This is a genomic window from Pseudomonas sp. EL_65y_Pfl2_R96 (assembly GCF_963970905.1).
Taxonomy (GTDB): domain Bacteria; phylum Pseudomonadota; class Gammaproteobacteria; order Pseudomonadales; family Pseudomonadaceae; genus Aquipseudomonas.
The window spans coordinates 1-26,289 of the sequence record NZ_CAXAQH010000043.1 but is presented as its reverse complement, the minus strand read 5'-3'; the positions used below and the strand labels follow the sequence as shown (position 1 = coordinate 26,289).

The window sequence follows — 26,289 nt, the reverse complement described above, 5'->3', positions numbered from 1 at the left end:
CGACTCAAGCACTCGGGCGTTTGCGTTTAGCCTCCTGCCGCTCTCGGAAAGCGATGATGTCATTGACATCCACTTTAGCCGGTGGTCGTGCAGGCGTCGGAGTAGTGTCTGGCACAGGCGGCACGGCTTCCTGCTCGGCCACCGCCTCGTTACCAAAATCGACGCCAGCAAGTCCGTTGATATCAGTCAGCGGCTGGCGGAATTTATTTCCCACGTCTCGACCACCGCCTTTCAATGGATTGATCTCACTCGCCATGATCGCTCGATTGATCGCTTTGGGGTTGGGAGTGAACCTCCCGGTCTTGTCATAGGCGCCGAGAATCAAGGCAGGCGGTAGATCGACGGCATAGTTGATTTCCAAAGGAGGCAGTTGTTTCAACCCGGAGTCGGGGCGAAACGCTAGTTCGGTATTGGCATACAGATGGAATCCCTCCAACTGACGAGCATCGATGAAATAGGTGTAGCCGCCTTTTTGGCCACCATAGACAAAGGCACCTGCGCCGTCTTTTTTGTAAAAAGCCGAGGTCGAAATCCCGGCGCCATCAAGATCGAGTGCATCGTGAGCACCTCCATAGCCACCTTTGAAGCCGTTGACCTGGTTGAGATCCCTGATTGGTGTGCGTTGGGTAAACCCTTTTTCAAAGATTACCTTCGGGTCGCGCATGTCCCCGCGGAACACGAAACCTTGATAGACAAAACCTTTTTCCGGCCCGGAAAGTCTCACCACCTGTGAGTTCGTCGCGAGGGACTGCGCCACATTAGGCCCGCCCGCCAACTCTGACAGATAGCCTGCGACAAGCACCCCCTTACCTGCCTCCGGTATTTCTTTGCCAGCAGTACTCGTCAACTGATGGCTGATGCTGCCTGCGGGTCTGCGCACCAACGAGGGTCTGTTGCTGCGCTTAAGCGTTTCGAGCACTCGGCGGCTGATGTTTTTCTTGGCCGTGATGGAAAGGGCTTTACCCAAAAGTTTTTCCGCAATGGGGCCGGCGAGTTCAGACAGAACTCCGATCGCTGCGTTGATCCTCAAACGTTCCGCCTCGGAAGGGTCATCAGAGATTTCGGCACGGATCAGATCAGTTGCCGATGCCCCGATTCCCAACAGGAAGGGAATCAGCATACGAATCGGTGCAGACACCCAGGCCGCCGTTCCTCCGGTAGGGATCGAAACCGCGAACGCAATGCATTGCAGCAGATACCCGGCAACTTCCAACGCAATATCGGTCATACGCTCGGCGTGGGTTGATACCAATGTATCGATGTCCGCCAACGCTCGTTCGATCTGCCGGTCGAAAAGGTCTTTGCCAATGTCAGTGCTGGATCGAAATACAATCTCTCGATAGTTTGGGCGCGTCGCGAACAGGGGAAATTCCATTCCCCGATATTTGAAATCACGGACGTAAGGTTTTTGTTGCGCGCTCAACGGAACACCCTTCAGCAGACGCTTTTGCAGTTCCGGATGGTTTTCCAGAAACCTTCCGCGCTCGTCATGCCCGGCGGGAAATTCGATGGCAGCACTGTCTTCGCCCAGAAAAAACAACACGCCGCGACCCAGATTGCTGCGCCCGATAAACACGGCGTTATCGACCTCAAGATCCGGATCGCTGTGCAAGTTAAGAAGGCGCGCAGGGATCAAGCCTTTGAGATACTCAAAGGCAATCATCCTGTCTTCCATTGAGCGAGCGTCACTCTTGATGAACTCTACGACCAGCTTGTTGAGTTCGGCTTTTTTTAACAGTCGCCCAAAAGCGTGCGCCGCAGGATGCTGTAAGCTTTCGGCAACATACTTTTTGAAGTCAGCCTGATAGTCGGCCCCCTCAAAAGTCTTTACAAGCTTGGCAGGATAGTAGGAAGGCCATTGTATTTCAGAGTACCCACTGTCTTTGAGCACACGATAATGATAGCCGGTGCATAGCTCTGCCAATGTAAATGTTCTCTCCTTCCAGTTGGCGGGATCTTTTTCGGCTTTAAGCATGTCACTGCGATTGGGTTGCTTAGCCTCTATATATTTAATCAGCACTTCTGAATCATGCTTTATCCGCGACCTGTTTTTTTCGTCAGGCACTAGCGCTTGCACAGTCTCATCAATGCGATCACGAATAAAATATGCAGGATCAAAGCTGGCTGGGTCAGCGACGACCGAACAGCCATGCAATATTTCGTCACTCAGATCGTTCACATTAACACCATCAACATCTCTTTCATCGAGCGAACCGATTTCGAATGTTCTGGCTTTCGCCATTGGCACAGGCTCTTCCTCCTCCAGATCACTTAGAGGGTCCAGCAGCCATAGAAGCGAATATTGATCTTCGGCATCATCGCAAATACCAGGTAAATCCATTTTCATCACTTATTCCTGCGAGCAGCAACAAAGCACGAACTGCACTTTTCCATTACTGCAAGCCAGGCACAAGCGTAATCATCCCCAACCAAACAATAAACCGTGGAGATGTTATTAATATTTACAACGCAACCAAAAACCTTAGTTGTATTTTTCGATCTGCATGCAATGACGATAAAAAAACGTACTGTTCGCAACCGGCGACAGCGGCGCTTCAGTTAAAAAACAATAACTCAGATTTCCCAACACTTGAAAAATACACTTACACAGAAATTCTTGATAAACGCAAGACAACAAAAGAGGATCCACCAAACATAAAACCCAAAACAAATGGATTTATCATGACCCACAAGCTTGCAAACTCTCCAACTCAAAGATACTTGTCCAGATCTATTCCCTATACCGCCACTCAAGACAATCACATTCAAAGCGACAACAATGAACGAATGGAGGTTGTATATAAGCTAAATCAGCGCAGAGAAAACCTTACCCCGTCGCAAGCAATCACGCTGGAAGGCGCCACCGTCTCCCTGGAGTCCGGGTCGACGCTTGAAGACGCTCTGCAACCCGGCAGGGAACTGCTGAAAAAAATGTCCGAACAAAGCGCCTTCAAAAAACTAATGGCCACCCTCAAATTTCCCGAGCACTCACTATTCGAAGTCACTTCCGAAGGTGAAATAAACGCAAGGTATTCAGGCAAAACACTTGGCTTTGCGAACGCATTCAAACTTGCACCGGATCTGAAAGATGATCTTCATGCATTGGTTGAAATGGCGCAATTGACCGGTGGTGTCATCTCTCTCGCTGACCACGTCGAGTTGGCGCAATGGCTGAAATTCCATGGTTACACCATTCCCCGAACCGCCGCCGAAGGTTCCAGGCTGACAGCATTCATGGAGCTGAAGCCTCCAGTGAGTCCACCGCTTGGCAACTTTTGGGAAATGATCAAAGCCGGGGGCGACAATTCAGTCACTCTTTCTGCGGTTCAACGCAGTGAGTTCCGTAAACTCATCACCAGTTACATCAAGGATCAGTCGCTACTGGAGCATCTGTCGAATAGCATTTTTGGCGGGCGGTCTACCCCCTTCAAACGCTCGGAGGCTGAGGACGTTCTTGAAAAACTGACGTCCAGTCCCATCGCCTTTGACTGGGCCAACGCCTTCGTGCGGGATCTGGGCTGGTATGGAGCGCAGGAAAACCAACCCCAACCCGATGAGTCGCTCAAGCAAATGGTGCTGACTTCGCTCTTGCTCAATCTTCATCCGGGAGTCGGCGAACAAGAGCCTCGCAATCATGTGGCAGGTTTCAACTTATATGCTGTCGAGCACATAGAGAAATCCTTCGCCGATGTCCAAACGGAATTCGAAAGGCACCTGATCGAGAACCACCGGATTACCGAAAAAAATGCGGCACTGGCCGCTCACCTGTTGCTGGCAGAGGCCGCACCGGAATTTCTGGTAAGAGAGCTGCCTCCCACCCTGTCATTGGGCACGCCGCAATGGGTCGAATTTTGCCGGATCGTCGCGGTGCAGGAAATCATAGAGCCGGGATCGACGCGCTCGATGACTTATGCGCAGCTACACCAACTGTCGAAGTTTGACGGAGTCTGTGAGTCGCGAAAGACGCTCGACGCTCTGGCTGCCGTGGATCCGGTGATTGATTGGGCGTTACTCAACAAAATCGTCACGCCGGATGACGTAGAGAAGTCGGTCACGGACTCGCTTGAAGTGGCATTAGGTGCGTACGCCCGACATGCAAAGACGCTTGCCGAAACGGCCGAAACATTGTCTCGCCCTCTGCCGACTCGCAAAAGCGTCGCACTGGATATCCTCACGCAGGTCGCCAAAGGATGCACCTATCTTGAAAAAGACGTCCTTCACCAGAAGAAGAATCGACCGCAGCAGGACATTTTCGCCACCCCGTTTCCCGTATCGCCCGTAGAACTGCACATGTCCAATGATCTGGCGACCGGTGACTGGGATCTTAAGGATGGCGAAAGCATCTACAGAGCGTTTCCCCACATGCTCCCAAACCTGATTGCTCCTGATGGTGAGTTCTACCGTCAGTTCAATCGCGACTATGTGACCCATGTACAAGCAATGAACATGCATGTGAAGCAGGCGTTTTCATCAATGCCACTGCCTGATCGGACACGCCTGCTAAAAGGCAGGGTGACGATGTTCGCCGTAAGGCCGTCAGTCGCGAAACTCCACTCGATCACCAGCCTTCCCACGAATCCCATAGCGTCGACCATTGACGCGATCCTGAAAGTGACCGGGCGCAAACCGACGGAAAGTCATAAGGAAATAGATGAGGCAAAAGGTCGCTACGGGGTAGTCATCTGTTCACACTTCGAAGGTCGAGTGACGTGTTACGAATTATTCACCTTGCACGGAACCTGCCGTGAAAACACCAGGCTGGCGGCGCTTATCCAAGAGGAAAACCTTTTAAGCACAACCGTTCGCAGCAGTGAGAACAACTACTCCGCTCCCGCGAAGGTGCTTCAGCTACCCACGAACATCGAGTGTTATACCCATGGGGTCACACCCGGCCTCGTCAACGTCAGTTCTGGTGTGATCGAAAAAATCGGTGAGTTGTCAGCGTCTCCACTGGCGCCAGAAATCAACGGTTATTACCAGAGTTTCTATTCGACAGAGTTCGACTCATTGGTGAACTTCGTCCTCAAGCACAGGCCAATCGCGACCTACGATGAATTGGTGAGAGAGTGCTGGGGACAGACCAGGATGGAGGCATTGCGCGTAAAACGGGAAAAGGATCTGGATACGTTTCTCAATTTTGTCGTGCCCTTCAAATCCTGTATCGAAGACCTGAGCTCAGACGATCTGGATCGACAACTCCAAGGGGCGGCAGCCTGTACTTTAGAAGCCGCGATGACCGTTTTGTTAGTCGTCGGAGCCGTCGCTCAGATTGCCAGCCTGGCCGCCAAAAGCATGAGCATTGCTACCAAGGCCAGCAAGATCGCTTCGACGGGATTCGGATTGGTAAGTAACCTGTTCAATCCGCTGGACGGAGCATCCGACCTGCTTTTACATGGCGCAAAACTGTTGCGCAAAACGTGGCGCAGCAGCGTGGCCGCCCTGGATAACGCGATTTTCGACGCGCGTAAATGGTCGGGCGTAACGCCACACCGCCAACTGGCCGCAACTGTCGACCCTGACACTATTCGCCTGGGAACCTGGCGTCCCGCGCAAACTTCCCAGGATACCTTCCAGGTATGGGGTATACGCCGTAATGACGAATGGTACGCGCTGAACCGATCGGGCGAGCCTTGGGGAGCCAAACTGAAGGGCTTTGAATTCAAACTTAAACTTTCCACCCCACACTGGCATAAAGTCATGCCTAAAAGCTACGCTCGCACAGTTATCAAGGAAGGTTTACCACTCGCCAGCAGAAGAGTAGACGACGCCATCAACGTATTGAATGACCCAACGCTGATTCAGGAATCGAATGCGGTTCTTGACCTTCTGCTTGCGAATGACTCTGCCGCAACCCGAAGTACTTACCGCGACTACCTGCTTGCAGTCAAAGAAGATCTTTCAAATATCAAACCCGGCAACTTCATCCTCGACAGCGGTAAAGACAGCGACGCAGTAGCCGAGCTGCATTGGGGGCTCTACAACGATTGGAAGACCGGCAACAAGGCGAAAAATACCAATCACGAATTCATCCGGGTCTACAGCAACAACTTCAACGAAGCTTATCGCAGGGATCATTTCAACCCAGGCACCACTGCCGATACTTTCGTTCATGAGGTTTTCCACGGCTCGCCGAAAACCAAAGATTTCGCCTACGCCGAACACAGCGGAATATTTCAGCGTGGCTCTCAGCAATTGGACGTAAGTCCGCTTCTAAATCTCGCCAACGGCAAGTTATCCATGGGTCTGCCGAGTTTTCCAAATACCAACTACAACCGCGGCACAGCGTTTAAGAATGCCGACTCGTTTGCATTGACGACATCGCTGCTAAGTCAATTAAAGACCAACAAGCAAGCGTATCAGCAGAATATAGCGACCATGAAAGCGGCACTCAAAAATGCCGACCATGGATACATCAGCGGGCAGACACTGGTAAAAATCAACATTCTTTGAATTTCAGACGTACCGAGTTTCTGAAACAGGGCGCATGCGACCACTACTGTACTGTGGTTTAATTGCGCCCTTTTTTGTCCCCTCGCTTGCTGCAAAGGATCACTGGTCATGACTCAGCCTCCCGTCACCAAAGTCCTGGTCATCGGTTACGTCTGGCCCGAGCCCCGTTCTTCAGCGGCCAGCGGGCACGTGATGCAAATCCTCGAGACTTTTTTGCAGCAAGGCTGGGACATCACCTTCGCCAGCCCAGCAGGCCCCGGCGAGCACAAGGCCGATCTGACCGAGCTGGGCATCCACGAAGTGCCGATCGAACTCAACAACAGCAGTTTCGACACCTTCATCGGCGAACTGGCGCCGGACATCGTCCTGTTCGACCAGTTCATGATCGAGGAGCAGTTCGGCTGGCGCGTCGAAAAGCGCTGCCCCGACGCCTTGCGCGTGCTAGAGACCTCGGACCTGCAAAGCCTGCGGCATGCCCGGCATCAGCGGCTCAAGGAGCGCTTGAAGGCCAGTGACGACGCCAACGATTTCAGTGAGTTATTCGCCCCTGCATTGCGTGAAGAATTCGAGCTCATGGCCGATACCGATCTGGCGAAACGGGAGATTGCCGCGCTGTATCGCTGTGACTTGAATCTGATGATCTCCGAAGTGGAGATCGAGTTGCTGGTCGAGCAGTTCAAATTGCCCCGCACCTTGTTGCACTGGTGTCCGCTGATGGTCGATCCACCGAGCGTGCCACCGGTAGCCTTTGAACACCGGGCGCACTTCCTGAGCATCGGCAATTTCCGTCACGCCCCCAACTGGGATGCGGTGCTCTGGATGAAGAATACGATCTGGCCGCTGATCCGCCAGCAACTCCCCACTGCGCAGTTACACATCTATGGCGCCTATACGCCGCCGAAAGCCACAGCACTGCACAATGCGGCCCAGGGTTTTCATGTAATGAACTGGGCAGAAGATGCATTGCAAGTCATGTCTGCAGCCAGGGTGTGCCTGGCGCCCTTGCGCTTCGGTGCCGGCATCAAGGGCAAACTCGTTGACGCGATGCTCACAGGCACGCCAAGTGTCACGACACCCATTGGTGCAGAGGGCATGCAAGGCGATCATCCGTGGCCCGGTGCTGTTGCTCAAAGTGCCCAGGCGTTCGCGGACTGCGCGGTTCAGTTGTATAAAAATGAATCGGACTGGAGACAAGCGCAGTTATTAGGGAAAACACTGCTGAGCGACCGCTATCAACAATCAATGCATGGCGTGGCACTCGTTGAAAGACTGCGCGATTGCCTACAACGCCTTCCCCAACTAAGACGGGACAACTTCACCGGCAGCATGCTGCGTCATCACTCGCACAAAAGCACTCAATATATGTCGCAATGGATTGAGGCAAAAAACCGAACTTTATAAACCTCAAGCTTCATGACTTACATACTTGGCATCACACCAAGCCTGGCCAACACCAAAACAATCAATTAAAACTTCCTGCCTGCGCCACTTCACCAACTAAAACGGTGGCGCTTTTAATTATCCACGCAGGAACACTTACATGAATAACGATAAGCCAGATCATTTCTCGCCCCATAACTGGATGACAGTAACACCGGCCATTGACAACTTATCGCTGTTGGAACTTACACTGCCCGGCACTCACAACGCCGGGAGCGACTGGAAAGCCTCCTACCCGCTGCTGAGCCCCCCTCGTCACTGGCTCGCGTGCCAGCACGATTCTTTTAATGCCCAGCTTCGCCATGGCTCCCGCGCGCTCGATGTCCGTTTGATCTGGGAACCCAAAGCCGTGGGGCTCGGAAAGTTTCGTGTTCACCACAACGGCCATCGCAACTCTCGAACACTCGGTGAACTTATAACCGATATCAAAGCGTTTCTCGGCCAGAACCCCGACGAGTTCATTATCGTAGACTTTCACGAATTGCAAGGTGACTCATTCGATTTCGCTTACTTCAACGCCACGATACTTCAACTGCTGGGAGATCAAATTATTCCAGCACAAAATCGGCATCTCAGCCTGGGCCAACTGAAAGAGATCAGCGCGAAACAACGCGTATTGGTCGCTGCGCCGCCAGACAGTGCGTTGGATCGACGCGTATTTCTCGAGCGAATCAGACACAAGTGGATCGGCAACACCATCGTCGGCTCCGCTGACCTGCAGCAATACATTGTCGAGGTGCTGAAATACCCGCCAGGTACATGGGCACCATGGTCGCTTTCCGCCACCAGCTACAGTGTGCTCGGCGGGCCAGTCGACATTCACACAGAGCTCGATAAATGGTTTGACCCTCAAAACAGCGACTGGGCGATAAAGTGCAACATCATCAACGTCGACTTTATTGAAGAGAGCAAAATTGTTTCCTGCTGCCGAACCGTCAACTTGAAAAAAGCCAGCCAGAAAATCAACTAGCCATCGCAATATCAGGTGGCCATATTTGTGGATATATTTCCATGGCTGGCAATGCTGCCGTGCACTTCTATGCTGGGTCATGAAACGGATGGGGCATGCAGCCACATCCACCCCGTGAATTTCTTCGGCCCACGGATGGGGCGAAATCAGCGACAAGGAACTGTCATGACCCGCAGCACTGCAATCACGTTCGACAAGCAGAAGTGGATGAGCAACGTACCGGATATCGACCGGTTGAAGCTGACCGATATCGTCTGGCCCGGCACGCACAATGCCGGCATGGACAAAAGAGCCCCCAACCATGAGGTGGTGATCGGCAATTGGACGACCTGCCAGAACGATTCCTTTGCCTGGCAACTGGCCAACGGGGCGCGGGCGTTCGATATCCGGCTCGGTTGCGTCGCCGGCCCGGAAGTACCGGTTTTCTACTTTCATCACAACGGTTATCAGTCCCACCGCATCCTTGATGAGCTGGTCGACGCGGTGACGACATTCCTCGATCAAAATCGGGACGAGTTCATCGTGCTCGACTTCCACCAGCTGGGTGATGGGTCGAAGCCTTTCGACTACAAGCAACTCAATGATTTTCTGATGCGCCGCCTGGGCACGCGTCTGATTTCTGCCTCGGATGGATTGAGTACTGTGGAACAGCTCAAGCGCGCCAGTTCGAAGCGCCGCATTGTCATGGCAGCACAGATGAAACCTGGGCTGGACAGTGAGTATTTCTGGCCGCGAATTCCTCACAAGTGGAATGGCAAGGTATTCAGCGACACCAGCGATCTTCAATCCCATATCAAGACCACCCTTGCAGAGGCTCCTTACGAGACTTTCCTCTGGTCGTTGTCGGCGACCTGCTACTCGGCGCTGGGCGGTCCGCAGCACATCAAAAACCATATCGATGACTGGTTTCATTCTTCCCGCGACAGGGTCACCCGGTGCAGCATCATCAACACCGATTTCTTTGACGAGTCGCAAATCGTCCGCTACTGCTGGATCGCCACCAGCATGAAAGCGGTTTATGGCCATAGATTGCATGAACGGCCATAAGCGATAGTCGCGGCAGGCTGGCACAGCAGGCGCGGAACGAGGCATGATCCGCTGGCGATAACAAGAAAAGTGTCCTGACATGACCCGAACAGCCCGCGTGACAGACCCCTCCTACGAGTTGATGGATGACCATAACGGGTTGTCCATCATCTACCGCCAGCACGGCTTTCCCTGCCCGTTGGTGCGCTGGCATTTCCATAAGGAATACGAGCTGCACCTGATCGTCGCCAGCTCCGGCAAGGTATTCATCGGTGACTACATCGGTAACTTCTACCCGGAAACACTGTTCCTGACCGGCCCCAACCTGCCCCACAACTGGATCAGCCAGGTGGCCGAAGACGAAGTGGTGCCCAAGCGCGACATGCTGGTCAACTTCACTGACGAGCTGTTCGAAAGCGGCCATCAGGTGTTCGCCGAACTCAAGACCCTAGCGCCTTTGCTGGAACGCGCACAGTACGGCATCGAGTTTCGCTGCAAGCGCACCATCCGCCAGGCCATGACCTTGATGCAGCGCATTGCCGATACCCAGGGCATGACCCGGCTCGGGTATTTTTTCATTCTGCTGGAGTTGCTGGCGACGTCCGATGACTATCAGTTGCTTTCCGGTGCCACGACCCCGCAATTGGCCGATGAACACAATATCGACCGTACCAACCGGGCGGTGGATTACATCTTTGCTCATTACGCCCGGGAACTGCCTCTGGAAGAAGTCGCCGAGCACTTGGGTCTGACGCCGACCTACTTCAGTCGCGTGTTCAAACAGGCCACCGGACGCTGCTTTATCGAGTTCGTCAATCGCCTGCGCATCAGCAAATCCTGCGAGCTGCTGGCCGATGGCAACAAGCCGGTGACTGATGTGTGTTTCGAGTCGGGCTTCAACAATATTTCCAACTTCAACCGGCGTTTCCAGCAACTCAAGGGCATGACGCCGTCGCACTACCGGCGGTTGGTGGTGCAGCGGCTGACCGAGCAAAACCTGGGTTAACGCAATCCATGTGGGGGCGGGCTTGCTCGCGAAGGCGGCGTGTCAGGCGGCTTCGATGTTGAATGTGCCGGCCTCTTCGCGAGCGAGCCCGCTCCCACAGGTGGTGCACCTCAAGTACAGGTTTCAAGCCTAAAACCTGTACGAATTCAATTGATGCAGACGGCTGAAAAGCCGTGCCATGCACCTCTGCCCCTCAACCTCAGTGCAAAATAGTATCGATCACAGTGCGATGGATGATTTGTCAGCCCATCGATTGAAGGCTGTAATCAGTGCACATTCTTCCTTGCGCAGGAAGACACAAAAACAATAACTGTCCTTCTGTGACCCGCCCGGTGCAGAAAAGGAGTGCACGATGCAACCTTCTGTAAAAGCTCTGCTTGCTCTTACCTGCATGACCCTCAGCAGCGTCAGCCTCGCCGCCCAGACCCTGACCATCGCCACCGTCAACAACAGCGACATGATCCGCATGCAAAAGCTCTCGAAAACCTTCGAGGCCGAGCATCCGGATATCAAGCTCAATTGGGTGGTGCTTGAAGAAAACGTCCTGCGCCAACGCCTGACCACCGACATCGCCACCCAGGGCGGGCAGTTCGATGTGTTGACCATCGGCATGTACGAAGCCGCACTCTGGGGCGCCAAGGGTTGGCTGGAGCCGATGAAGGATTTGCCGGCCAGCTACGCCCTCGACGACGTTTTCCCTTCTGTGCGTGAAGGCCTGTCGGTCAAGGGCTCGCTCTACGCCCTGCCGTTCTACGCAGAAAGCTCCATTACCTATTACCGCACCGACCTGTTCAAGGACGCCGGGCTGACCATGCCCGAACGCCCAACCTGGGAACAGATCGGCGAATTTGCCAGCAAACTCACCCATAAAGATAAAGAACAGTACGGCATATGCTTGCGCGGCAAGGCCGGCTGGGGCGAAAACATGGCGCTGATCACCACCGTCGCCAATGCCTTTGGCGCACGCTGGTTTGATGAGAAGTGGCAGCCGGAATTCACCGGGCCCGAGTGGAAGAACGCGCTGAACTTCTACGTCGACACCATGAAAAAATCCGGCCCGCCGGGTGCTTCCAGCAACGGCTTCAACGAAAACCTCGCGCTGTTCAATAGCGGCAAATGCGCGATCTGGGTCGACGCCAGCGTTGCCGGCTCCTTCGTTACCGATAAAACCCAAAGCAAGGTCAGCGACCACGTCGGCTTTACTTACGCACCGCACCAGACCACCGACAAAGGCTCGGCGTGGCTCTATTCCTGGGCGCTGGCGATTCCGACCAGTTCCAAGGCCAAGGACGCGGCGAAAACGTTCAGCGCCTGGGCCACTTCCAAGGAATACGGTGCCCTGGTCGCGGAAAAAGACGGCATCGCCAACGTGCCGCCAGGCACTCGCGCCTCGACCTACACCGAGGCCTACATGAATGCCGCGCCGTTCGCCAAGGTGACGCTGGAATCGCTCAAGGCAGCCGACCCGAGCAAGCCGAGCGCCAAACCGGTGCCCTACATCGGCATCCAGTTGGTGACCATTCCTGAATTCCAGGCCGTGGGTACCCAGGTCGGCAAGCTGTTTTCGGCCGCGTTGATCGGCCAGACCACGGTTGACCAGGCCCTGACCGCCGCCCAGTCAACCACCGAACGGGAGATGAAGCGCGCCGGTTATCCCAAGTAACCAGCGCAACCCGCTCCCGCCTTCTGTGGGAGCGGGCTTGCCCGCGATGACGGCCTCACATTCGACATTGTGGGTAACTGATACACCGCCATCGCGAGCAGGCTCGCTCCCACATTAGATCTTGATAGGTCTGCATGAATCGGTTTATCGCCATGAATATTTCAACTGTCAAAGCTCACATGGACATCCCCCAATCGGTGCGTAAAAGCCGGTTGACCAACCCCGGCTGGTTTCTGATCAGCCCCTCGGTGGCGTTGTTGCTGCTGTGGATGATCGTGCCGCTGGGCATGACCGTTTACTTTTCAATGATCCGCTACAACCTGCTCTACCCCGGTGAAAACCAGTTCGTGGGGCTGGAGAACTTCAGCTACTTCCTGAGCGATTCGGGTTTCCTGCCCGGCGCCACCAACACCCTGTTGCTGGTAGGCAGCGTGTTGCTGATCAGTGTGGTGTTCGGCGTGTTGATCAGCGCGTTGCTGGAGGCCAGTGAGTTTCTCGGTCGCGGCATCGTGCGGGTGATGTTGATTTCGCCGTTCTTCATCATGCCCACCGTCGGTGCGCTGATCTGGAAAAACCTGATCTTTCACCCGGTCTCGGGGATTCTCGCCTACATCTGGAAGCTGTTCGGCGCGCAGCCGGTGGACTGGCTGGCACACTACCCGCTGCTGTCGATCATCATCATTGTGTCCTGGCAATGGTTGCCCTTCGCGATTCTGATTTTGATGACCGCCATGCAGTCCCTCGACCAGGAGCAGAAAGAAGCCGCGCGCCTGGACGGTGCAGGTCCCATCGCGATTTTCTGGCACCTGACCCTGCCGCACCTGGCCCGGCCGATCGCAGTGGTGGTGATGATCGAAACCATCTTCCTGCTGTCGGTGTTCGCCGAAATCTTCACCACCACCAACGGTGGCCCCGGTTACGCCTCGACCAACCTCGCCTACCTGATCTACAACCAGGCGCTGGTGCAGTTCGACGTCGGCATGGCGTCCGCCGGTGGTTTGATCGCGGTGGTGATTGCCAACATCGCGGCCATCGTGCTGGTGCGGATGATCGGCAAAAACCTGACAGACAAAGCCTGAGGCCTGCGCCATGACTCTTCAACAATCCCGTCGCCTGCAAAGCCTGCTGCTCGGCACTCTGGCCTGGGCCATCGCGATCCTGATTTTCTTCCCGATATTCTGGATGGTGCTGACCAGCTTCAAGACCGAAATCGACGCGTTCGCCACGCCGCCGCAGTTCATCTTCACGCCGACGCTTGCGAACTACCTGCACATTAACGAGCGCAGCGATTACTTCAGCTTCGCCTGGAACTCGGTGGTGATTTCCTTCAGCGCCACGGCCCTGTGCCTGCTGATCGCGGTGCCGGCGGCCTACTCGATGGCGTTCTATGAAACCCAGCGCACCAAAGGCACGTTGCTGTGGATGCTCTCCACCAAAATGCTGCCACCGGTGGGCGTGCTGATGCCGATCTACCTGCTGGCCAAGAGCTTTGGCCTGCTGGATACGCGGATCGCGCTGATCGTGATTTACACGCTGATCAACCTGCCAATCGTGGTCTGGATGATTTACACCTACTTCAAAGACATCCCCAAGGACATTCTCGAAGCCGCACGTCTGGACGGCGCCACGTTGTGGCAGGAAATGGTCCGGGTGCTGCTGCCGATCGCCAAAGGTGGCCTGGCTTCCACGGTGTTGTTGTCGCTGATCCTGTGCTGGAACGAGGCGTTCTGGTCGCTGAACCTGACCTCGTCCAAGGCCGCGCCACTGACCGCATTGATCGCCTCGTACTCAAGCCCTGAAGGTCTGTTCTGGGCCAAGTTGTCGGCGGTCTCGACCCTGGCCTGTGCGCCGATCCTGATCTTCGGCTGGATCAGCCAGAAACAATTGGTCCGCGGCCTGTCGTTTGGCGCAGTGAAATGAAAGTCCCCGGATCCTGATCTGACACAAAACCCTGTGGGAGCGGGCTCGCCCGCGATGACGTCGGCAAATTCAACCTGGATGTCGGCTGCTAAATCGCCATCGCGGGCAAGCCCGCTCCCACAAAAAGCTCACCAGGCGCAATTGAATTAACTCAAGCGGAGGCCCCCATGGCCAACCTGAAAATAAAAAACCTGCAAAAAGGCTTCGAAGGCTTTTCCATCATCAAGGGCATCGATCTGGAAGTGAACGACAAGGAATTCGTGGTATTCGTCGGCCCATCGGGTTGCGGCAAATCCACCCTGCTACGGTTGATCGCCGGCCTTGAAGAAGTCAGCGGCGGCACCATCGAGCTGGACGGCCGCGACATCACCGAAGTCAGCCCGGCCAAGCGCGACCTGGCGATGGTGTTCCAGACCTACGCCCTGTACCCGCACATGAGCGTGCGCAAAAACATGTCGTTCGCCCTCGACCTGGCCGGTGTAGCAAAAGCCGAAGTCGAGAAAAAAGTCGGCGAAGCGGCGCGCATTCTGGAACTCGGGCCGATGCTGGAGCGCAAGCCGAAACAGCTGTCCGGCGGTCAGCGTCAGCGCGTGGCCATCGGCCGGGCCATCGTGCGTAACCCGAAAATCTTCCTGTTCGACGAACCGTTGTCCAACCTCGACGCCGCCCTGCGGGTGCAGATGCGCCTGGAACTGTTGCGCCTGCACAAAGAACTGCAAGCCACGATGATCTACGTGACCCACGACCAGGTCGAAGCCATGACCATGGCCGACAAAGTCGTCGTGCTCAATGGCGGCAAGATCGAGCAAGTCGGTTCGCCACTGGACCTGTATCACCAGCCGGCCAATCTGTTTGTCGCCGGTTTTCTTGGCTCACCGAAAATGGGCTTCCTCAAGGGCAAAGTCACCCGCGTCGACAGTCAAAGCTGCGAAGTGCTGCTGGACGCCGGCACCCGCATCACCCTGCCGCTGAGCAGTGCCAACCTGAGCGTCGGCGGCGCAGTGACGCTGGGCATTCGCCCGGAACACCTGGAGCTGGCGCAAGCCGGCGACTGTACGCTGCAAGTCACCGCCGATGTCAGCGAACGTTTGGGCAGCGACACCTTCTGTCACGTCCTGACGTCTTCCGGCGAAGCCCTGACCATGCGGGTTCGCGGCGATCTGGCCAGCCGTTATGGCGAAACCCTGAGCCTGCGCCTGGACGCCGGACACTGCCATTTATTCGATGCCAACGGTGTGGCGCTGCCCCGCCCTCTGCGCGCCGCAGCCTGATTCGAGAGCCTGTGATGAAACTGAATAAACACAACCTCAACCGCCTCGCCCCCGAGGTGGCCCTGCCCGCCTACACCCTGAGCGACACCCGCCAGGGTATCGCGCACATTGGCGTCGGCGGTTTCCACCGCGCGCATCAGGCGTATTACACCGACGCCTTGATGAACACCGGCGAAGCATTGGACTGGGCCATCTGCGGGGTCGGCCTGCGCGCCGAAGACCGCCGCGCCCGGGACGATCTGCAAGAGCAGGATTACCTGTTCACCCTGTTCGAACTCGGCGATAGCGACGACAGCGAAGTGCGGGTCATCGGCGCCATCCGCGACATGTTGCTGGCCGAAGACAGCGCCGAGGCGCTGATCGACAAACTCGCCAACCCCGAGATCCGCATCGTCTCGCTGACCATCACCGAAGGCGGTTACTGCATCGACGACAGCAACGGCGAGTTCATGGCGCACCTGCCGCAGATCCAGCACGACCTCGCTCACCCGAACGCGCCGAAAACCGTGTTCGGTTTCCTCTGCGCCGCGCTGGCCAAACGCCGTGCGGCCGGCACGCCCGCGTTCACCCTGATGTCCTGCGATAACCTGCCGCACAACGGCGCGGTGACCCGTAAAGCCCTGCTCGCGCTCGCTGCCCTGCGCGATGCCGATCTGCGCGACTGGATCGAGAGTCATGTGAGCTTCCCCAACGCCATGGTCGACCGCATCACACCGATGACCAGCACCGAACATCGTCTGCAACTGCACGACAAACACAGCCTCGACGACGCCTGGCCAGTGGTCTGCGAACCGTTTGTGCAGTGGGTGCTGGAAGACAAATTCGTCAGCGGTCGCCCGGCCTGGGAAAAGGTCGGCGTGCAATTCACCGACGACGTCACGCCTTACGAAGAGATGAAGATCAAACTGCTCAACGGCAGCCACCTGGCCCTGACCTATCTTGGCTTTTTGAAAGGTTACCGCTTCGTTCACGAAACCATGAACGACCCGCTGTTCGTTCGCTACATGCGCGCCTACATGGACCTGGACGTAACGCCGCAACTGGCGCCGGTGCCGGGCATCGATTTAACCGAGTACAAAAACACGCTGGTGGCGCGCTTCTCCAATCAGGCGATTGCCGATCAGCTGGAGCGGGTGTGTTCGGACGGCTCATCGAAGTTTCCAAAGTTCACTGTGCCGACGATCAATCGTTTGATTGCCGATGGCCAGGAGACCAAGCGTGCGGCGCTGGTGGTGGCGGCGTGGGCGCTGTACCTCAAAGGTGTGGATGAGAATGGCCACGCCTATTCGATTCCCGATCCGCGGGCGGCATTCTGTCAGGCGCTGGTGGCCGATGATGCGTTGATCACTCAGCGGTTGCTGGAGGTTGAGGAGATTTTCGGGACGGCGATACCGCGTTCTCTGGAGTTCGTCGAGGCGTTCGAATGGTGCTGTAACAGCTTGCGGGAGGTTGGGGTGGCGCGGACGCTGGAGCGGGTGTTGGCGTAAGAATGGTGGTCAATTGACCGCCGTCATCGCGAGCAGGCTCGCTCCCACATTAGATCGTTGTCGAACACAAATCCTGTGTCCTCTAAACATCTCCTGTGGGAGCGAGCCTGCTCGCGATTGGGCTCACTGATATCGACCTGACGATCCAAGGATCTTCCATGGCAAACCAACAATTATTCCTGGGCATCGACTGCGGCACCCAAGGCACCAAAGCCGTCATCCTCGATGCGCATAGCGGCCAGGTCCTCGGCCAAGGCGCCGCCGTCCACAGCCTCTTCAGCGGTGCCAGCGGCCGTCGCGAACAAGACACGGCCCAATGGCTGGAAGCCTTTACCCTCGCCACCCGCCGCGCGCTGTTTGCGGCGGATGTGGACGGTCAGGCCATCCTCGGCATCGGTGTTTCCGGCCAACAACATGGTTTGGTCCTGCTCGACGATCAAGGTCAGGTACTGCGCCCGGCCAAGCTCTGGTGCGACACCGAATCCACCCCGGAGAACGACCGCTTGCTCGCCCATCTGGGCGGCGAAAAAGGCTCTCTGGAACGCCTCGGCGTGGTCATCGCGCCTGGCTACACCGTGTCCAAACTGCTCTGGACCAAAGAACAACACCCGCAGGTGTTCGCCCGGATCGCCCGCATTCTGCTGCCCCATGACTACCTCAACTACTGGCTCACCGGCCGCAGTTGCAGCGAGTACGGCGACGCCTCAGGCACCGGTTATTTCAACGTGTGCACCCGCCAGTGGGACTTGCAACTGCTGCGCGACATCGACCCCACCGGTCGCCTGCAAGCCGCACTCCCGGAACTGATCGATGCCCACCAGCCCGTCGGCACGATCCTGCCGAACATCGCCGCGCATCTGGGCATCAACCCCAAGGCGCTGGTCTCCAGTGGCGGCGGCGACAACATGATGGGCGCGATCGGCACCGGCAATATCAAGCCCGGCGCGATCACCATGAGCCTTGGTTCCTCGGGGACGGTTTACGCCTATGCCGAACAACCAAATGTCAGCCCGGACGCCTCGGTCGCAACGTTCTGCTCCTCCAGCGGCGGCTGGCTGCCGCTGATCTGCACCATGAACCTGACCAATGCCACCGGGGCGATTCGCGAGTTGTTCGAACTGGATATCGAACCGTTCAACGCCTTGGTCGAGCAAGCGCCGATCGGTGCCGAAGGCGTGTGCATGCTGCCGTTCCTCAATGGCGAGCGCGTTCCCGCCCTGCCCCATGCCAGCGGCAGCCTGCTGGGGTTGACCATGACCAACCTGACCCGGGCCAACCTGTGTCGTGCCGTGGTGGAAGGCGCCACCTTCGGTTTGCGTTACGGGCTGGACCTGCTGCGCAAGAATGGTTTACAAAGCCGTAGCATCTGCCTGACCGGCGGCGGCTCGAAGAGCCCGGTGTGGCGGCAGATCGTCGCCGACATCATGAATACGCCGGTGATTTGTACCGAACACAGCGAAGCCGCGGCCCTTGGCGCAGCGATTCAGGCGGCGTGGTGCAAATCCTGGGCAAACGGGCATGAAGACAGCCTGGCCGACTTGTGTGAGCGCTGCGTAAAGCTCGATCCGGCCAGTGAAACCTTACCGATTGCAGAAAATGTACTGGCCTGTCAGCAGGCCTACGAACGCTATCAACAGCATGTCGCAACCCTTTAAAGAGCGAAAACTATGTATCTGGTGTGTGGTGAAGCGCTATTCGATTTCTTCAGTGAAGACGATGCCAGCGGCCTGGCGTCCAAAGTGAATTTCAAGGCGATTGCCGGCGGCTCGCCGTTCAACGTGGCGGTCGGTTTGCGCCGCTTGGGCGTCGATGCCGCGCTGTTTGCCGGGCTGTCGACCGACTACCTCGGCCGACGTTTGCAGCAAGTGCTGCAGGATGAAGGTGTGCGCCCGGACTACCTCGTGGACTTTGCCGCGCCGACCACGCTGGCAATGGTCGCGGTCGGCGCCAATGGTTCACCCCATTACAGCTTTCGTGGCGAGGGTTGCGCTGACCGGCAATTGAAGCTGGAGCACCTGCCAGAACTGGGGCCTGAAGTCCGCGGCTTGCACATCGGCTCGTTCTCGTTGGTGGTGCAACCGATTGCCGATACCTTGCTGGCGCTGGTTCAGCGGGAAAGCGGCAAGCGCCTGATCAGCCTCGACCCGAACGTGCGCCTGAATCCCGAGCCAAACATCGAGTTGTGGCGTTCGCGGATTGCCACCCTGGTGGAGCTGGCCGACCTGATCAAGGTCAGCGATGAAGACTTGAGCCTGTTGTACCCCGAGCAAGATCCGCAGCGCGTGATCGAAGGCTGGCTGGAGCATCGCTGTCAGTTGGTGTTCCTGACCCGTGGCGGCGAAGGCGCAACGGTGTTCAGCCGTCGTCATGGTTCGTGGTCAGTACCGCCTGTCAATGTAGTAGTCGCCGACACCGTTGGCGCCGGCGACACCTTCCAGGCGGCGCTGATTGCCTGGCTCACCGAGCAGCAACTGGATTCGGTCGACGGTTTACATCAGTTGAGCAAGGAGCAGATCGAAGCCATGCTCAGGTTCGCCGTTAGCGCCGCCGCCCTGACCTGCAGCAAGACCGGGCCGGATTTGCCATATCGGCGGCAGTTGGGCTGAAATCCGCGCCCCACATGCCTCCTCTGCCATTGCAGGTCCTGAATTCAGGACCTGCCGTGGGTGCTATATTTTTCGTCTCTTATATTTTCTAGATATATCGTTATTACAATTTAAAAATACACCCTGCAACATCGAGCCAGGCAAAAGACAATCGGCTATTGACAACTTTATATTTCCCACTCCGACAATAGAATTTATAACACTTCATAATTGTAGTTATTCCAAAAAAATAAATACAAGCAATTGACTGCACCAACGACTTCAACTCCTTGACCGCCTCCACCTTTCCAGCACCACTGTTTCTGATTCCATATCAGAGTCCTATCTTATTGAATTATATTAACAAAACAGATGATCACAGCCAGTTTCTGCCGAGACAACCCAACTGCCGCAGAAGAGGAGACTGGTTAATTAAAAATATCCTGACAGTCACTTGACCCTTACTTACCTTCAACTAATATCTTTTCCACGCACAGCGCAGGTAAGGATAATTGTTGTGCGCCATCCTTATACCCCCACAACAGGAAAAGGAACTCCAACATGGAAAGTGTCGCTATCTCAGCTGCCCAAATTAACTGGAACGGCGGACAACGCATTACGCTCACCGCAGGTGATACAGCCACCTGTACCGCGCTTAGCCCCGGCCAGCTTTATGGCATCTTTATCTACAACTCTGCTCAAAATGACACCAATTCAACTGTCTCCGTAAACTGGAGCAATAGCCTGCCGCCCGTACAGATCACAGTCCCTGGCACCACGGCCAATGCAGGCCTGGCATCATTGGGTTTTGTCTCGGGCACCGATACTCAAACCATTTCGGTTTCACTGCCCAGCAACAGCGGTAAGTCACAGGTGGAAATCTGGCTGGGAAGTGTCAGCATGCCGACCAATACATCGGGGCTGACCAATTATCCGCTGCCGGCCGATGGTGAGCAGCATCCGTTCAACAAGTACTCCCGTTACTATGCGGTACCTCCCTCGAAATGGATGAACCTGACGATCACCAGTACCATTACACAGTTCCTCTCCTGCCAGTTCCGTGAGGCGCAAGCGACCGTGTTCGTCGTCAATGAGACTTCAAACGGCCTCCTTGCCAATCAGGTCACCAACATTGGGCCTACTGCCAGTGCGGCTGGGAACGTCAAGATCGTTTACTCGCAGATCCAGAGCATTACCAACAATCTGCAAGGCGACGGTACGCAATGGGTGTGGATGGATGCGGACAGCACGCAAAACTCTCAAAGCGCGACCATTTCCTTGCAATCGCTTTGAATTTTCTAGCTGAGTAATAAAGGAAGGCCCCACTCCGTGGGGTCTTCCTTTTATCTGGCGTAACGACCAATCGCCTCAAGAAATGCCCGTATTCATTGCGCAAAACCTCGGTTATAGGGGAAAGCCTGATACCCGTCAGCCCCCGGACCTACGGCATTTCAGCCTTGAACGTGACCCTTTAATGCTGCACCATCCGCGCCTGCTTTTTCAAAGGACGGAACTCAAGGCATGCTGGACGCGAACGCAACCCATATCTCCCTCACGCTCGAAGGCGTTTCCGTCGACCTGCAGGTGCTCAGTTTCGTCGGCCGCGAAGCCCTCAACCAGCCGTTCTGTTTCGACATCGAACTGGTCAGCGCCCGCCCCGACCTGAAACTCGAAGAGCTGCTGCACAAGCCCGGTTGCCTGACCTTCGGCGCCACCGGCCAGGGCAAGATCCATGGTTTGGTCTACCGCATCGAGCAAGGCGATTCCGGCAAAAGTCTGACCCGCTACAGCATCAGCCTGGTGCCACAACTGGCCTACCTGCGACACAACCACGACCAGCAGATTTTCCAGCAGCTCAGCGTGCCGAAAATCATTGCCCAGGTGCTCGAAGCCCGGGGCATTCTGGCCGACGCCTACAGCTTCCAGCTCGGCGCCATCTACCCCGAGCGCGTGTACTGCGTGCAGTACGACGAATCCGACCTGCATTTCATCCAGCGCCTGTGCGAAGAGGAAGGCATTCACTTCCACTTCCAGCACAGTGCCAGCGGCCACAAACTGGTGTTCGGCGATGACCAGACGGTGTTCCGCAAACTCGCGCCAGTGAGCTACCAGCAAGACTCCGGCATGGCTGCCGAGAAGCCGGTGATCAAGCGCTTCAACCTGCGCCTGGAAACCCGCACCACCCGCGTCAGCCGCCGCGACTACGACTTCGAAAAACCACGCCTGCTGCCAGAAAGCGCGGCCAAGAGCGCGTTCGCCCCGGACCTCGAAGACTACGATTACCCCGGTCGCTTCACCGACCGCGCGCGCGGCAAGCAACTGGCAACCCGCGCCCTGGAACGCCATCGCAGCGACTACCAACTCGCCGAAGGCAAAGGCGACGAACCGACCCTGGTCAGCGGCCACTTCATGACCCTGAGCGAACACCCGCGCGCCGAGTGGAACGACCTCTGGCTGCTGCTGGAAATCGTCCACGAAGGCAAACAGCCGCAAGTGCTCGGCGAGAACATCACCAGCGACGTCACCGACAGCAAGGACGACTTCCACCAGGGCTACCGCAACCGCTTCCTCGCCACCCCGTGGGACGCGCATTACCGCCCGGCCCTGGAACACCCGAAACCGAAAGTGCTGGGCAGCCAGACCGCCATCGTCACCGGCCCGCCGGGCGAAGAAATTCACTGCGACGAATACGGCCGGGTCAAGGTTCAGTTTTTTTGGGACCGCGACGGCCAGTCCGATGACAAAACCAGCTGCTGGCTGCGCGTCGCCACCGGCTGGGCCGGCAACGCCTACGGCGGCATCGCCATCCCGCGCATTGGCATGGAAGTACTCGTCACCTTCCTCGAAGGCGACCCCGACCAACCGCTGATCACCGGCTGCCTGTACCACAAGGAAAACGTCGTCCCCTACGACCTGCCGGCCAACAAAACCCGCAGCACCTTCAAGACCCTGAGTTCACCGGGCGGCAAGGGCTACAACGAGTTTCGCATCGAAGACAAAAAAGGCGCGGAACAGATCTACCTGCACGCCCAGCGCGACTGGGATGAAAACATCGAACACGACCAGAAAATTCGTGTCGGCAATGAACGGCATGACACGGTCGAGGCCAACGTGTTCAGCGAGTTCAAGGTGGAAGAGCATCGGATTACCCATCTGGATCGCAAGACCGAGGCGCGGGCGGATGATCACCTCACCGTCGGCGTGACTCAGCATGTGAAGGTCGGCACGGCGCAGTTTATCGAGGCTGGGCAAGAGATTCACTACCACGCTGGGGAGAAGGTGGTGGTTGAGGGTGGCATGGAGCTGACCGCCAAGGCTGGTGGGAGCTTTGTGAAGGTTGATGCGGGTGGGGTGACGATTAGTGGGGCTGAGGTGAAGGTGAATTCCGGGGGTGGGCCGGGTTCCGGCACCGGCATCGGCATCCTCGCCCCGCTGATTCCAGGCCTCGCCGCTGCCGACATCGCCGGTCGCCTGATGAAAGAAGCCAAAGCCAATCCGACCTGGCTGGAATTGAACCTGCATTACGACAACCTTGAGCCCGTACCGGGCGCGTCCTACCGCGTTGACTTTGCTGATGGGTCGACGCGCGAGGGAGTGCTGGACGATGACGGCTTTGCCCGGTTGGAGGATGTCCCGAAAGGACCGGCCAAGGTGTATTACGGCGAGGATCCAAGGCCATACAGCCGTGAAAACGTCACGGTCGTGCAGAACTCTGACGAAAAGGTTAACGCAGATTTACGCAAGCTCGGCCTGGACCCGGACCAGGTTGATTTACAAGCATTGGTGGAGAAAGCCGCAGGGAGGCTGTCATGAGTGACAAAGCAGTTGAGAGCGCAAACGAAGGTGGCGAAGACCGTAGCGCCGCCTACCAGGAAGCCGCGGTAGAACTGGCAAAAGGCATCGCGCTCGGTGCCGTGCCCTTTCTTGGTCAGGCCATCGACGCCTACGACACCATCGAATCCTCCATCGTCCTCTACAACGCAGAGTCGACGGCAGGTAAGGAAGACGCGCAATTTGATCTGCTGATGGCCGTCATCGGCTGGGTTCCAGGCCCGGGCGACGGGCTGAAAAAGAGCCTGCGCATCGTCAATAAAGACCCGCAACGCTATGCCCCGGTACTGTTCGACCTGCTCCGCTTCGTACTGCAAGAGTGCGGGATCAAAACCAGCCCGGAAGAACTGCTCAAGCAGATATTCGATGCAGGCAAGCTGCGCGCTGAACTCGACGAGATCATCACCGGCGTAAAAGGCTCGTCCACTTTCCAGGGCCTTCCAAACTGGGCGAAAACGGCGGTCGTCACGGTACTCGCCACCTCTCGCGACAACATGCCAGCTATGGTGGGCATTGTTGAGAAGCGGCTGGTTAAATGGAAAGGGATGCAGCGCAACAGTTCTGCGGCCTCCTCCGGGTCAAGCCACCCCAAAAAAGCGGAAAAGCCCGCAAGCAAAGACTCGGCTGTTGCGGCAAAGGGAACCGATAGTGCGAGCGGCACCCATTCCAACCAGGTTGAAGCCTCCAAAGTAGGCCTTCAGGCCCCTTCCAGTATTTTGAATGAAGGGCTGGGGGTTAGTGGGGAGCATATTGCCGATTACATTTGTGCGGTGGAGTTTGGTTGGGGCAAGGATTGGGATGGGCATGATAAGGGGGCGGATGGGAAGTGGCTGGAGGGTGTGCCGAGTGCGAGTAAAATGGGGAAATTATCAAGGGGGGGAAACCCCAAGGCTCATCATGTTCTGTATAAGTTGACAGATGGTGCTAATGGAACCGGCATTGATGCTGTCTGGCGCGCCAACCCTGCTACAAACAACGGAAAAAAATTTGCGATTGTCGAGGCTAAGGCAAGCCGTGACGAGGACGGTCCAAAGTTCCTTCGCAAGCCCAATAACACCCGTAAACCTGGTGTTGCTTCAAAATTGGGAGTTTCGGGTGTTACCGATCCTAGTGACCTGCTGGAACCACTAGAGCCCGAACAAAATGCCTCTCCCGGAAAGAAAAAAGTTAAATCTGAAAAGTATAAAAACCCATCAGTTTCGAGCGATAAAAAAAACAAAAATCCGGCTGAAAGAGCAAGGCCTATACTTGTACAAATGAGCAAAGAATGGATCAGGAAGAATATTTCTGATGCTGTATCTGAACGGTTGGTTGATCAGGTTTTGGGGTCGTATAGCCGGCATTTATTTTATACTCCGTTATACCATCCTAAACAGAGCCCAAGAGAGCACGCTGTAGCCCGATTAAACAATGGCGATGAAAAGACCCACACAAGTCATTCTGCTTTTCATTACGCCGAGAGTGAAATCAAGTCCTTTGTGAACAAGCGAAAAAAATCTCTTGTTTCAAAACATGGGGCACTACCTTCGCTTATCACTGAGTAATATTCATCATGAACAAAAGACAAAAATTTCTTAGCGAGACCAGATACAAAAACTTCCTGGCTTACAGTGAGGAAACGAAAGAATTCTGGAAAGTCAACAAATTTGAGTCGGATTCTCCTGAGCAAGAGGCGTCGCTAAGGGCAAACCACTTTAAGGATGTGGCACTTAAAAAATTATTTATATCTTATACAGCCGGAACGGAAATTGCTTCGCTAGCACCATTGCTTGAAGAGCTAATATCAAGATATGAAGAGAGTCAAAGTAAACTTTCAGCGTCTGAAGCACTTGATAACATTTCACCACTTGCCATCGATGACTGGCCCGATGAATTTGAAGAGTGCGTACAAATTTTTAGCTTGTGCATCTTGCTTCATAGAAAAGACCTACTGGCAAGATTTGTCAAGCTATTAGATGACGCAAACTACAGAGGTGAAGATGCTCTTTATGAAGATCTACTCCGCAAACACCTACCTGATCGTGAGAATATAGATGAATGGTTCCACGATGTATATACCCCTTTGCTTGAAGCTATATATGCCGACGACAAAGAGGAAGCATCACAATTATTAGCTAATTATTGCAAGCAATGGTATGCCGCATTCAAGCAAGCCCCTTGGCACGATTCACACTTGCAAGGCGACGAAGGTAGCTATGTCGGTTACTGGGCGTTCGAGGCCGGGGCCATTGCTTTCCTATATGGGATCGATGACAGCAAAATCAATCATATGGTTTATCCAAAGGACTTGGTCGAATACGCGAGAAATTATAAGACTGCAATAGGTTCCCAGACTGGTCGTATTGTTGCTGGCGAACCCTGCAGCAAAACGGGCTACTGGTTCACCCCAGCTCAAGCCAACTCAAGACGCCACTTCCAACAAGGCGAAATCATGCCGAGTTTCAGTGACTCGAAATGGGGCGATACGCTTTGGTATTGGTCCGGTGAAGAGTGAACTTATCTACAAATTCTGCTCAGCGGCCACTTCATGACCCTGAGCGAACACCCGCGCGCCGAGTGGAACGACCTCTGGCTGCTGCTGGAAATCGTCCACGAAGGCAAACAGCCGCAAGTGCTCGGCGAGAACATCACCAGCGACGT

At 55.8% G+C, this 26,289-nt stretch carries 17 protein-coding genes and 1 pseudogene; 17 read left to right on the top strand and 1 reads right to left on the bottom strand.

Translation table 11 applies throughout. The annotated features are described in order from the left end of the window. Positions 1-4: 4 nt before the first annotated feature. On the bottom strand, positions 5-2,341 hold the full coding sequence (locus AACY49_RS27660; protein ID WP_258700730.1) for a hypothetical protein: 2,337 nt from the start codon (positions 2,339-2,341) through the stop codon (positions 5-7). Here AACY49_RS27660 and AACY49_RS27655 point away from each other — a divergent pair. From AACY49_RS27655 to AACY49_RS27575, 17 genes and pseudogenes are all read left to right on the top strand, one after another. Next, positions 2,224-6,450, top strand: a complete 4,227-nt coding sequence (locus AACY49_RS27655; RefSeq protein WP_339527462.1) for a hypothetical protein — start codon at positions 2,224-2,226, stop codon at positions 6,448-6,450. The genes AACY49_RS27660 and AACY49_RS27655 overlap by 118 nt on opposite strands. 108 nt (positions 6,451-6,558) lie before the next feature. Further along, positions 6,559-7,851, top strand: a complete 1,293-nt coding sequence (locus tag AACY49_RS27650; protein ID WP_339527461.1) for a glycosyltransferase — start codon at positions 6,559-6,561, stop codon at positions 7,849-7,851. Positions 7,852-7,990: 139 nt separating this feature from the next. Beyond that, a complete protein-coding gene (locus AACY49_RS27645; protein WP_258695916.1) occupies positions 7,991-8,860 on the top strand; it encodes a phospholipase in 870 nt (289 codons plus the stop codon). Between the two features lie 165 nt (positions 8,861-9,025). Further along, on the top strand, positions 9,026-9,907 hold the full coding sequence (locus AACY49_RS27640; protein ID WP_258700731.1) for a phospholipase: 882 nt from the start codon (positions 9,026-9,028) through the stop codon (positions 9,905-9,907). Between the two features lie 79 nt (positions 9,908-9,986). After that, positions 9,987-10,892: an AraC family transcriptional regulator gene (locus AACY49_RS27635; RefSeq protein WP_258695917.1), complete on the top strand. Its 906-nt coding sequence runs from the start codon at positions 9,987-9,989 to the stop codon at positions 10,890-10,892. Between the two features lie 352 nt (positions 10,893-11,244). Beyond that, positions 11,245-12,555, top strand: coding sequence for an ABC transporter substrate-binding protein (locus AACY49_RS27630; RefSeq protein ID WP_258695918.1), 1,311 nt, complete (start codon positions 11,245-11,247; stop codon positions 12,553-12,555). A 152-nt stretch (positions 12,556-12,707) separates the two neighbouring features. After that, the gene (locus tag AACY49_RS27625) at positions 12,708-13,634 is read left to right on the top strand and encodes a carbohydrate ABC transporter permease (protein WP_445262665.1); all 927 of its coding nucleotides are present in this window, start codon (positions 12,708-12,710) and stop codon (positions 13,632-13,634) included. A gap of 10 nt (positions 13,635-13,644) precedes the next feature. After that, a complete protein-coding gene (locus AACY49_RS27620; RefSeq protein ID WP_140668699.1) occupies positions 13,645-14,475 on the top strand; it encodes a carbohydrate ABC transporter permease in 831 nt (276 codons plus the stop codon). Between the two features lie 167 nt (positions 14,476-14,642). Further along, positions 14,643-15,746, top strand: a complete 1,104-nt coding sequence (locus AACY49_RS27615; protein WP_339527460.1) for an ABC transporter ATP-binding protein — start codon at positions 14,643-14,645, stop codon at positions 15,744-15,746. A 14-nt stretch (positions 15,747-15,760) separates the two neighbouring features. Continuing rightward, complete coding sequence (locus AACY49_RS27610; protein WP_339527459.1) at positions 15,761-17,233, top strand: mannitol dehydrogenase family protein; 1,473 nt, start codon at positions 15,761-15,763, stop codon at positions 17,231-17,233. A gap of 158 nt (positions 17,234-17,391) precedes the next feature. Next, complete coding sequence (xylB, locus tag AACY49_RS27605; RefSeq protein WP_339527458.1) at positions 17,392-18,888, top strand: xylulokinase; 1,497 nt, start codon at positions 17,392-17,394, stop codon at positions 18,886-18,888. Between the two features lie 12 nt (positions 18,889-18,900). Then, entirely contained in the window at positions 18,901-19,839 is a 939-nt protein-coding gene (locus AACY49_RS27600; RefSeq protein WP_258695922.1) for a carbohydrate kinase family protein, read from the top strand. 540 nt (positions 19,840-20,379) lie between these two features. Then, the gene (locus AACY49_RS27595; protein ID WP_258695923.1) at positions 20,380-21,111 is read left to right on the top strand and encodes a hypothetical protein; all 732 of its coding nucleotides are present in this window, start codon (positions 20,380-20,382) and stop codon (positions 21,109-21,111) included. Between the two features lie 228 nt (positions 21,112-21,339). After that, on the top strand, positions 21,340-23,631 hold the full coding sequence (locus tag AACY49_RS27590) for a type VI secretion system Vgr family protein (protein ID WP_339527457.1): 2,292 nt from the start codon (positions 21,340-21,342) through the stop codon (positions 23,629-23,631). Then, positions 23,628-25,193: a hypothetical protein gene (locus tag AACY49_RS27585; protein WP_339527456.1), complete on the top strand. Its 1,566-nt coding sequence runs from the start codon at positions 23,628-23,630 to the stop codon at positions 25,191-25,193. Before AACY49_RS27590 ends, AACY49_RS27585 begins: the two co-directional genes overlap by 4 nt. Positions 25,194-25,201: 8 nt before the next feature. Further along, complete coding sequence (locus AACY49_RS27580; RefSeq protein WP_339527455.1) at positions 25,202-26,143, top strand: PoNe immunity protein domain-containing protein; 942 nt, start codon at positions 25,202-25,204, stop codon at positions 26,141-26,143. A 12-nt stretch (positions 26,144-26,155) separates the two neighbouring features. Beyond that, positions 26,156-26,289 (top strand): annotated as a pseudogene (locus tag AACY49_RS27575) (hypothetical protein); the annotation flags it as partial.

Excerpts from the sequence above, each read along its gene's own strand:
- AACY49_RS27650 (WP_339527461.1), top strand. The coding sequence starts at position 6,559 with ATGACTCAGCCTCCCGTCACCAAAGTCCTGGTCATCGGTTACGTCTGG.
- AACY49_RS27600 (WP_258695922.1), top strand. The coding sequence starts at position 18,901 with ATGTATCTGGTGTGTGGTGAAGCGCTATTCGATTTCTTCAGTGAAGAC.
- AACY49_RS27640 (WP_258700731.1), top strand. The coding sequence starts at position 9,026 with ATGACCCGCAGCACTGCAATCACGTTCGACAAGCAGAAGTGGATGAGC.
- AACY49_RS27610 (WP_339527459.1), top strand. The coding sequence starts at position 15,761 with ATGAAACTGAATAAACACAACCTCAACCGCCTCGCCCCCGAGGTGGCC.
- AACY49_RS27590 (WP_339527457.1), top strand. The coding sequence starts at position 21,340 with ATGCTGGACGCGAACGCAACCCATATCTCCCTCACGCTCGAAGGCGTT.
- AACY49_RS27585 (WP_339527456.1), top strand. The coding sequence starts at position 23,628 with ATGAGTGACAAAGCAGTTGAGAGCGCAAACGAAGGTGGCGAAGACCGT.
- AACY49_RS27620 (WP_140668699.1), top strand. The coding sequence starts at position 13,645 with ATGACTCTTCAACAATCCCGTCGCCTGCAAAGCCTGCTGCTCGGCACT.
- AACY49_RS27635 (WP_258695917.1), top strand. The coding sequence starts at position 9,987 with ATGACCCGAACAGCCCGCGTGACAGACCCCTCCTACGAGTTGATGGAT.
- AACY49_RS27630 (WP_258695918.1), top strand. The coding sequence starts at position 11,245 with ATGCAACCTTCTGTAAAAGCTCTGCTTGCTCTTACCTGCATGACCCTC.
- xylB (WP_339527458.1), top strand. The coding sequence starts at position 17,392 with ATGGCAAACCAACAATTATTCCTGGGCATCGACTGCGGCACCCAAGGC.
- AACY49_RS27645 (WP_258695916.1), top strand. The coding sequence starts at position 7,991 with ATGAATAACGATAAGCCAGATCATTTCTCGCCCCATAACTGGATGACA.
- AACY49_RS27615 (WP_339527460.1), top strand. The coding sequence starts at position 14,643 with ATGGCCAACCTGAAAATAAAAAACCTGCAAAAAGGCTTCGAAGGCTTT.
- AACY49_RS27625 (WP_445262665.1), top strand. The coding sequence starts at position 12,708 with ATGAATATTTCAACTGTCAAAGCTCACATGGACATCCCCCAATCGGTG.
- AACY49_RS27595 (WP_258695923.1), top strand. The coding sequence starts at position 20,380 with ATGGAAAGTGTCGCTATCTCAGCTGCCCAAATTAACTGGAACGGCGGA.
- AACY49_RS27660 (WP_258700730.1), bottom strand. The coding sequence starts at position 2,341 with ATGGATTTACCTGGTATTTGCGATGATGCCGAAGATCAATATTCGCTT.
- AACY49_RS27655 (WP_339527462.1), top strand. The coding sequence starts at position 2,224 with ATGTTCTGGCTTTCGCCATTGGCACAGGCTCTTCCTCCTCCAGATCAC.
- AACY49_RS27580 (WP_339527455.1), top strand. The coding sequence starts at position 25,202 with ATGAACAAAAGACAAAAATTTCTTAGCGAGACCAGATACAAAAACTTC.